General features: G+C 60.8%; 11 protein-coding genes and 1 pseudogene. 8 read left to right on the top strand and 4 right to left on the bottom strand.

The annotated features are described in order from the left end of the window. Window positions 1-103: 103 nt before the first annotated feature. The 3 genes from LCM4577_RS10535 to LCM4577_RS10545 form a co-directional block, all read right to left on the bottom strand. Window positions 104-1018 carry a LysR family transcriptional regulator gene (locus LCM4577_RS10535; RefSeq protein ID WP_041002773.1) on the bottom strand — a complete coding sequence of 305 codons (915 nt, stop codon included), beginning with the start codon at window positions 1016-1018 and terminating at the stop codon, window positions 104-106. Between the two features lie 198 nt (window positions 1019-1216). Then, entirely contained in the window at window positions 1217-1492 is a 276-nt protein-coding gene (locus tag LCM4577_RS10540) for a hypothetical protein (RefSeq protein ID WP_041002670.1), read from the bottom strand. A 189-nt stretch (window positions 1493-1681) separates the two neighbouring features. After that, a complete protein-coding gene (locus tag LCM4577_RS10545) occupies window positions 1682-1957 on the bottom strand; it encodes a hypothetical protein (RefSeq protein ID WP_041002672.1) in 276 nt (91 codons plus the stop codon). A 203-nt stretch (window positions 1958-2160) separates the two neighbouring features. Here LCM4577_RS10545 and LCM4577_RS10550 point away from each other — a divergent pair, with 203 nt between their 5' ends. The 8 genes from LCM4577_RS10550 to LCM4577_RS10585 all read left to right on the top strand — a co-directional run bounded on the left by LCM4577_RS10550 (window position 2161) and on the right by LCM4577_RS10585 (window position 7408). Continuing rightward, entirely contained in the window at window positions 2161-3018 is an 858-nt protein-coding gene (locus LCM4577_RS10550; RefSeq protein WP_041002674.1) for a patatin-like phospholipase family protein, read from the top strand. A gap of 234 nt (window positions 3019-3252) precedes the next feature. Further along, entirely contained in the window at window positions 3253-3522 is a 270-nt protein-coding gene (locus LCM4577_RS10555; protein WP_052467677.1) for a DUF2282 domain-containing protein, read from the top strand. A 54-nt stretch (window positions 3523-3576) separates the two neighbouring features. Then, the gene (locus LCM4577_RS10560) at window positions 3577-4602 is read left to right on the top strand and encodes a DUF692 domain-containing protein (protein WP_371410040.1); all 1026 of its coding nucleotides are present in this window, start codon (window positions 3577-3579) and stop codon (window positions 4600-4602) included. Next, entirely contained in the window at window positions 4589-5386 is a 798-nt protein-coding gene (locus tag LCM4577_RS10565) for a DNA-binding domain-containing protein (protein ID WP_041002676.1), read from the top strand. The genes LCM4577_RS10560 and LCM4577_RS10565 overlap by 14 nt, the downstream gene beginning before the upstream one ends. Continuing rightward, window positions 5383-5859: a DoxX family protein gene (locus LCM4577_RS10570; protein ID WP_041002678.1), complete on the top strand. Its 477-nt coding sequence runs from the start codon at window positions 5383-5385 to the stop codon at window positions 5857-5859. Before LCM4577_RS10565 ends, LCM4577_RS10570 begins: the two co-directional genes overlap by 4 nt. Window positions 5860-5885: 26 nt before the next feature. After that, complete coding sequence (locus LCM4577_RS10575; protein ID WP_198541034.1) at window positions 5886-6581, top strand: NAD(P)H-dependent oxidoreductase; 696 nt, start codon at window positions 5886-5888, stop codon at window positions 6579-6581. Between the two features lie 177 nt (window positions 6582-6758). Continuing rightward, on the top strand, window positions 6759-7070 hold the full coding sequence (locus tag LCM4577_RS10580; RefSeq protein ID WP_041002680.1) for a hypothetical protein: 312 nt from the start codon (window positions 6759-6761) through the stop codon (window positions 7068-7070). A gap of 56 nt (window positions 7071-7126) precedes the next feature. Next, complete coding sequence (locus LCM4577_RS10585) at window positions 7127-7408, top strand: hypothetical protein (RefSeq protein WP_131803451.1); 282 nt, start codon at window positions 7127-7129, stop codon at window positions 7406-7408. Between the two features lie 640 nt (window positions 7409-8048). On the opposite strand, the pseudogene LCM4577_RS10590 reads toward LCM4577_RS10585, so the two are convergent. Continuing rightward, window positions 8049-8200: pseudogene (locus LCM4577_RS10590) on the bottom strand (cupin); the annotation flags it as partial.

Below are 8200 nucleotides of genomic sequence, written 5' to 3' on the forward strand. Positions count from 1 at the left end.
GACTGGCTCTTAAATCGATACCTGAAAACTATCGCGGTTCATTTATCGGCGCGAGATTCCGAGCCACGACATAACGCGTGGCCCAGTTCTTTTCTTCGATTTGCTATGCGGCCGTTTTCCTTACCGACAGATCGATGCCGCTTTCGGGCCAGCTGTGTGCCTTGACGCTGTTGACGAAGGTTGATGTAGCCGGCGAAAACCGGCGCCCGGCAACAACGACAAGCGATACCTCTCGCCAAACCTCCGGATCGATAACGGGCCTGATCTGCAAGCCGGGGATGACGGCGCTGAATTCCGGGATGAAGCAGATACCCAGTCCGCCGGAGACCATGTTCTGAATCCAGTCTTCGCGTTCGCTGGCGTAGGAGATCCTGAGCTTCACACCGCGTTCATTGCAAAGGCCTGCAAGGTAGTCGCGATACTCGCAGTTCAAACGCCTGAGATAGTTCTCGCCGTCGAGTTCCGAGATGGCGACATTGTCGTTGCGGGCCAGCCGATGCCCATTGGGAAACGCAAGCACGAACCGCTCGCGATAGAGCGGCGTAACATCGAATCTCTCGGGAAAACTGTTGCTGGACGCCATGATGGCGACGTCGATCTCGCCCGCTTCCAGCAGCTGCGACAAGGATGCCGGCACGCCCTCGACAAGCTGCAGCTGGATGCCTTGCTGGCGCCGGTTGAAATCCGCCAACAGACCGGTAAATCGTCGCGGACCGATTGTGCACATCACCCCAACCTTGAGATTTGCATTCTCCAGGCAGAGGAATCTCGACGCCTCCTGGCGCACGCCGGTCACCTCGTCCAGGATTTGCTGAAATCGGGGGCGGAGCAAAGCGCCCAGATCGGTGAGGTGCGTCAGGTTCCGCTCGCGGCGAAACAACAGGCCGCCGACCTCGTCCTCGAGCTGCTGGATGGCGCGCGACAACGCCGGCTGGGTGACGTTGCACTTCTCGCCGGCGCGCGTGAAATTCCGGGTCTCGCAGACGGCGAGGAAGTAGCGGATGTGATGGATGTCCATGCGTATCGTCCTCAGCTGCATAGATGTATTTGCATGCTCGAAGAGTGCCGCAATGGATTTCAGCTCGCCAATGCAGGAGGGCTATGAAGTCTATAGCAATCGGTCATGCATCCAGCGGATGTGGTTGTTCTTGCCACCAAAAGGGGATGGCGGGCCATGCGCCCGCCATCCTCCTGGTGTTCCGTCGCAGTTCGCAGGTCAATTGGAGCCGCGGAGGGCATAGAGCTCGGCGCAGAATTCCGCGTGCGGCTTGCTCATCGCTGCGTCTTGGCACTCCTTCATCATAGCGCCCCGCTTCTCCTTCGACATTGCTTCCCAGGCCTTCTTGAATTCGGCCTTGGGCTTCATGGTTTTCATGCTGGCATCAGTGAAGAAGGGCCGCATGCTGTCCGGCTCGTCGAGTATGCCGGCGAAGGAAACGCCGCTCAGGATGGAAAGCGCGAAAGCGCCGAGGCAGATAGCTTTAAGGTTCATTTTGAAGTCCTTCTCTGGTTTGGTAGTCGTCCAATCGACAACCGTTTGATTGATTGACAGCAATTCAGAATTACTGGTTTCCTCCTTGCTGACTCGAACCTTGCCGCAATCACCTACCTACTCGCCAATGCCATCTGCGTATGAAGACTATGCCGGTTCTGCATCCACAGATGCTTCCTGGCAAGGGCACTAGTTGACTCCGCTCAAAGCGAGGACATTGGCACAGAATTGGGCATGGGGCTTGCGCATCGCCGGGTCGTCGCATGCCTTCGTCATCTTTGCCCGGTCATGCTTCGACAGGGCGAACCAGGCTTTCTTGAATCCAGCCATCGGTTTCATCGTCTTCATCGTGGCGTCCGTGTAGAAGGTCGGCAATGCGGCGAGGTCGGTAAATGGATTGGCGGACGCCGGGTTCGCGCCAAAGGCGATGGCAAACACGGCCACGCAAGCAAGCTTTCTTCTCATCGTTGATCTCCTTTGCACTCCGGGCGCGGCTTGGGTGAACGGCGCCAAGCCTGATCGAGAACAGAGTGCGGCGCGCGACGACGGGCAGCCAATGCAATCTGCCTATGGACTTCATGCCACCTTGGCATTTCGGCTGAACAAGAAGATGCGGCAGTCTCTCTCCAATCGCCCTTGCCGGCGACCTTGGGGATGGAGACCAGATCATGCTTGCCCAGTCGGAAGTGAGAACAGTCGCAGCCGCCACGCCGACAGCGCATCTTGGTGTCGAAGATCGGACGATCGACATCGTGCTGGCAAACGACGCGCATGCTGCTTTCGTCTGGGGTGTGCTCGACCGGCTGCTGGACGAGCCGAACTGCAACGTGAGCCGAGTTACCGCGTCGGGCTTCGCAGCGATGCAAGCGGCGGTCTTTGCCTATGGGCTGAGCGTCGGCGGCAGGCGCGGCGGGCGGACGGCGCTCGCCAATTTCTGGCGGCGCGTCAGCCACGCCTCGATGTTTGCCATCGACAGAACGAGCCTGCTGCGCTCGATGCTGGAACAATCGATCGACCTCAAGCGGATCCGCGACGAACGCTGCCCCGTGAAACTGGACGTCCTGGCCATCAATGCTCGAACAGACGCTTTGAAGATTTTCTCGGGCGGGCAGCTGTCGGTCGACGCTATCGTGGCGGCGGCCACTGTTCCGTTCCTTTCCCCGGCCATTGAGATCGACGGCGACCTCTATTGGGGCGACGGCGAGATCTCGCAGTTTTCGTCTTCGGCATCAATCGGAGCTCAGCAACGTGTTGTGGTCACCGGCAAGCCATCGATATTTCTAGCACGGTGTCCGGATCGCAGCCTCGCCTCTACCCATTGCGCGACCGGATGTGCCGCGGTTCACGCGATCTTCGACAGCCAATATCGAGCTGCAGCTCCGCTGCTTCTGAGACCCTGGATCGACTGGGGCGAGCTGACTGACATTCGTGACGGGGGACGGCAATCTGCCGACGACTGGCTTGCGGCCGATCTTTCACGCGTCCATGAGCGCCCGACTTTCGACTGCAGAACCCAATTCATCTAGGCGCTTCCCTCCCGCCTAGCCGCGCCTGCTTCGCATACTCCCGAATGCAGGCGCCAGGCCCTCCGGTTCCCCGGCCGGAGGGCCTTTTTCGCACTGCTCTTCAGAACATAGTGGCCGCGTATCAATTCCATGCCGAGACAGCATTTCAGCTCGACATCGCGATCGGAGAGACTGATCCGCAGACGGGCCTCTAGGCCGGTCTTTCTCTCGAAACGCCAACCAGGAGACAAGCCTGTGATCAACACCAAGACCCTCATCGGATCGGCCCTCGCGGCCGCCACCACGCTCGCCGCGACGGCGGCATACAGCGGCCCGGCCGCCAAGCCCGGCTTCGCCTTTGAGAAATGCTACGGCGTCGTCAAAGCCGGCCAGAACGACTGCCAGACCGCCACGCATTCCTGCGCAGGCACGTCCACCGCCGACAACCAGCCGGATTCCTGGCTCTACGTGCCTGCCGGCAGCTGCGCCAAGATCACGGGCGGCAGCGATAAGCCGAAGGCCTGACCAACCTTCCACCTCGAGCCAACCAGACCAGAATGGAGGAGACCGATGTCCGTCATGTTTTCACCTCTCGCAATCCCCGCATCGGCAGGCATCGGTCTTCGCTCGCCTCACATCGCCGAGATGCTCACGCGGCGCCCTTCGGCTGGCTGGCTCGAGGTCCACGCCGAGAACTACATGGGTGACGGCGCTGGCGTCGAGGCGCTGGAAAGGCTGCGCCAGATCTACCCGCTGTCCGTGCACGGCGTCGGCCTGTCGCTCGGCAGCGCGCAAGGCCTGGATCGCGATCATCTGGAGCGACTGCGCAAGGTCTGCGAGCGCTTCGAGCCCGATCTGGTCTCCGAGCATCTCGCCTGGAGCGTTGCGGACGGGGCCTATCTCAACGACCTCTTACCACTGCGCTATGACGATGAGGCGCTGGCGATCGTTGCCCGCAATGTCGGGACGCTGCAGGACACGCTGAAGCGGCGCGTGCTGATCGAGAACCTGTCGGCATACCTGGCCTTCGCGGACTCCTCGATGAACGAGGCGGAGTTCCTGGCAGCGCTCGTGGCACGGACCGGCTGTGGTCTGCTGCTCGACGTCAACAACGTCCATGTTTCCGCGCACAACCTGCAATATGACGCCAAGGCTTTCATCGACGCGTTGCCTGCGGAGGCCATCGGCGAAATCCACCTTGCCGGTCATGCGACCAACCAGGTCGGGACCGACACCGTGCTGATCGACGATCACGGCTCGCGCGTGCCGCCAGTGGTCTGGGCGCTCTACCAGCATGCCATAGAGCGGCTCGGGCCGCGCCCAACCTTGGTCGAGTGGGATACCGACGTTCCCGTTCTCGATGTGCTGCTCGGCGAAGCGATGTGGGCCGACATGCTCACCGCTTCGATCATGTTCAGCCGCAAGCAAGCCGCGCGACGTGACCAAGCAACCGAAGCGCGGGCTAGGCCTATCCCAGTTTCTTTCGAGCGCGAAACGGCGACCAGCATGCCCGTCCTTGCGGCATTCGCAGCTGCCAGGGTTGCGAAACCCACCGTTTACTTGGCGCCGCCCTCGCTTGAAGAGATATACCATGCTGCCGCTTGAGCACTTGCAGACCAACATGGCGCGCACCGTGCTGGCCATGGAACCGACGATCGCCGCGAAAGCGCTGACCGCCGGCAAGGCCGACCCGCTGGCACGCCTGCGCATCTACCAGAACAACACCCGCAGCTCGCTGACCGCCGTGCTGATGGCGGTTTTTCCGGTCACGGTTCGCCTGGTCGACGAACGTTTCTTCCGCTACGCAGCGAGCGAGTTCATTCGACGCCATCCGCCGGCGGAATCGCGACTGGCGCGCTATGGCGCCGGCTTCCCGCGCTTCCTCAAGTCAATTGACACGTTATCCGACATGCCGATCGTCGCTGAAACGGCGCGGCTCGAATGGGCCATCGCCGAAGCGCTCGATGCGGCTTCCTTGCCACCCCGTAGTCTCGCAGACTTCGAGAATACGGATCTGGGCACATCTCCCGCCATCCTGGTGCAGCCATCGCTTAGGCTGATCGTTTCGCATTGGTCGATCCTGTCCGTGTGGACGGCGCACCAGCAGAACGCCGGCGATCGGCATGGCGGCTGGACAAGGCGGGCCGAACGCGTGGCGTTGTGGCGAGCGGGAGACAGCATCCGGCTCGTTCAGCTCGATCGCGCGAACTTCGCTTTCCTGCACTCCCTGAAGCATGGCCTCGGCCTTGAACATGCCGCCGGCCGCGCGCTGGCGCTCGATCCGGGTTTCGATCTCGTATCCGCGCTCGTGCGTCTTTTCGGCGACGGGCTCGTCACCAACGTGCGAGCCGTCGCGAACTCCCACTCAAACCCATGGAGACAGTCATGACCGCAATGTCAGATCATTCCTCGTCCAGCGCGATCGGCCTTGTCGGCCTCTACAGGCGCATCATCAAGCTGCCCGAACATATACCGTTTTCGCTCCTCCAACTCGCCGCTCGCGTCGCGGTGGCGCATGTCTTCTGGCAGTCGGCCCAGAGCAAGCTAGCGTCCTGGCCAGTGACGCTGCAGCTGTTCGCCAACGAATACAATTTGCCCTTCATCGACCCGTCGATTGCGGCGCCTCTGGCAACGACGGCGGAAATCACCGGCTCGGTTCTGATCTTCCTTGGATTGTTCTCGCGGCTCGCAGCCCTGATGCTGCTCGGCGTCGTGTCCGTCATCCAGGTCTTCGTCTATCCGGAAAACTGGGCCGAGCATCTGCTCTGGGCCTCGTTACTGCTTCTGGTGCTGACACGCGGCGCCGGCGTCTTTTCGCTCGACCACTTTGCCGAGCTGACCCTTTCAGCATCCAGAAAATAGACATTCCGGTTAGGTGGAAACGAAAGGTGCGCGTCTTCATCGTTCACGCTCACCCTGAGCCCAACAGCTTCAACGGCGCGCTAACGCGCGCGGCCGAGCAAGCGCTGGTTGCGACCGGGCACGGGGTCGTTATCTCCGACCTTTATGCGATGGGCTTCAATCCGGTGTCGGATCGCCGCAACTTCACGACCGTGCGCAATGCGAATTACTATCGCCAACAAGCTGAGGAGGCGAATGCCGCCGTTCACGATGGATTTGCCTCCGATATCCAGGCGGAGATGGACAACCTTTTCTGGTGCGGCGCCTTGATCCTCCAGTTTCCGCTCTGGTGGTTCGGGCTGCCGGCGATTCTCAAGGGCTGGGTTGACCGCGTGTTTGCATCGGGTGGCCGCATCTATGGCGACGGCAAATGGTATGATCGCGGCGTCTTCGCCGGAAAGCGCGCAATGTGTTCCGTCACAATCGGCGGTCCGGCGCCGATCTATTCCAACGGAGGGCTGAACGGCCCGATCGGTTCAATCCTCTTCCCGATCAATCACGGTATGCTGTATTTTGTCGGCTTCACCGTGATCGAGCCTTTCCTTGTGCACGCGCCAGCGCGCATCGGCGACCGTGAACGCCAGCTTTTCCTCAATTTTATCGCGAAAGGGTTCTTAGCCTCGCGCATGCTCCAACCATCGACTATCCAAAGCTCGCGGACTTCGATGCCACATATGTTCTGAAATCCAGATTTCTGGTTCACCAGACATGACGCCGCGTTGACCCTGATTCCGAATTGGGGCGTTAGGATCTCTATTTCCCCGTAGGCGCTGGAGGACGAGAACGCGCGGCTGCGCGGGCTGGCCGACCCCACCTTCGCGAGCGAGGTGGCAAAGGGGCGCAGTTGGAAAGACACGGTGATGCCCCTAGCCGCCGTTTATATCCAGCAGAAGGGACAGGTCCGTTCGCTGTTCGCCAGCCGCTTGTCCGATCCGGCCAGGGATTTTCAGATGCATCTGCAAGACTGGGGGCGGGCCCGCGATGACCCGCTAGCCAGGTTGGACACCATTGACGACGAATTCTGCCCCTGGTTTGCCGCCCGTCAATTCACGGAGATGTGCCATGACGGGTCGGGATGCGCCGGTGCAAGGACGCTGCTCGCCGGTGGGCGGGACCGTTCCGTCCGTGAAGATACCCGCAACGAGTTCCCGATCCTGAAGCCGGCCGTTTAGAAACGTACTGCCGGGGGTGGATGTCCGATCACATCATAATTGATTGTGGCATACACATGTTTGTCGCACTCTTCGCGCTTGGTGGCTTTCGAGGAGGAAAGGCTATGTTGTATCCCGGCCAGGTCGTGACGAATGACGAACTCGACATGCTCACCCGCGTCTACAAGACTATCAGCCAGGAGCGCGGTCTTCCGGTTGACAGCCCTCGGTGCGAGAAAGTTGCCGCCCACATCATCAAGCTCTTCATGAACGGGCTCACGGACGAGGATGAACTGCTGTTTGCCGTGCGCAATCGAGGCCCGCTTGTACCGACCCACCAGATCGAGCGGGGCTTATAAACGCTTGTGATTTTCAAGGACGCCCGAATCGACGATACATAGGTTAAGGCCTCCGCAACGCAGTTTGCTGACTCTATGGCCTCTTGCACTCCGACGACCGTCGAGCCGCACAACGCCCCGGCCCCCGTTCGGCGGTCGTCTTCTTCCCTCGGCTGAAGGCAGGGAACACCCAGGCCTGAAAGAGCTCGGACGTATCGCGGAAAAAGCTCGCCACTACGAGCCGGCGAAAATACTTAGAGTCCTGCTATCCCAAAACATTAGGATGCGCATCGTGCTCGCTGCATCAGGAACGACAGGCGAGGGGTGGACAGTCTGCGCCAAGGACTCATGCATGGTTTTCGGGGCTGCGGCCGATGACCCCGTGGTGCTTCAGAAGTGCGAGAACTCGACCCAATAAAACACCTGCCTGCAAGCATGGACCACCTCATGCGGACGATTGACCCGGCATCAGCGGCCCGCAAGGCGGCAATGCGGGCGACTGGACAGACGCCGAAATCCTCTCCGGCAGTCACAAAGCCCCTACACGAACATCCCGCCTGACCTGGGGCTTTCGCCCGGATGGGACGGCTGGCAATGACGGTAGTGGAGATGCGGCCGCTATAGATTCTCGAACCTACTGCAAGTGCGGCACGCGGCAGGACTATGTGGATTCGTGAGCCGTCAGGAAATCGGCCCGGCAAGGCGCGAAGCTGTCGACCAGGCGGCCGGCCTCCAGCGCCTTGACGCCATGCACGAGGTTGGACGGCACGATGAAGCTGCTTCCTGTTTCGAGGATCTCCGATCGGCCGTCGA

Origin of the sequence: Mesorhizobium sp. LCM 4577, from assembly GCF_001854795.2 — a bacterium.
Classification (GTDB): Bacteria; Pseudomonadota; Alphaproteobacteria; order Rhizobiales; family Rhizobiaceae; genus Mesorhizobium; species Mesorhizobium plurifarium.

What these genes read in the sequence shown, in the direction of transcription:
- LCM4577_RS10535 (WP_041002773.1), bottom strand. Translation starts at nt 1,018, where the DNA reads ATGGACATCCATCACATCCGCTACTTCCTCGCCGTCTGCGAGACCCGG.
- LCM4577_RS10565 (WP_041002676.1), top strand. Translation starts at nt 4,589, where the DNA reads ATGCTGCCGCTTGAGCACTTGCAGACCAACATGGCGCGCACCGTGCTG.
- LCM4577_RS10550 (WP_041002674.1), top strand. Translation starts at nt 2,161, where the DNA reads ATGCTTGCCCAGTCGGAAGTGAGAACAGTCGCAGCCGCCACGCCGACA.
- LCM4577_RS10545 (WP_041002672.1), bottom strand. Translation starts at nt 1,957, where the DNA reads ATGAGAAGAAAGCTTGCTTGCGTGGCCGTGTTTGCCATCGCCTTTGGC.
- LCM4577_RS10570 (WP_041002678.1), top strand. Translation starts at nt 5,383, where the DNA reads ATGACCGCAATGTCAGATCATTCCTCGTCCAGCGCGATCGGCCTTGTC.
- LCM4577_RS10580 (WP_041002680.1), top strand. Translation starts at nt 6,759, where the DNA reads ATGCCCCTAGCCGCCGTTTATATCCAGCAGAAGGGACAGGTCCGTTCG.
- LCM4577_RS10560 (WP_371410040.1), top strand. Translation starts at nt 3,577, where the DNA reads ATGTTTTCACCTCTCGCAATCCCCGCATCGGCAGGCATCGGTCTTCGC.
- LCM4577_RS10540 (WP_041002670.1), bottom strand. Translation starts at nt 1,492, where the DNA reads ATGAACCTTAAAGCTATCTGCCTCGGCGCTTTCGCGCTTTCCATCCTG.
- LCM4577_RS10585 (WP_131803451.1), top strand. Translation starts at nt 7,127, where the DNA reads ATGTTTGTCGCACTCTTCGCGCTTGGTGGCTTTCGAGGAGGAAAGGCT.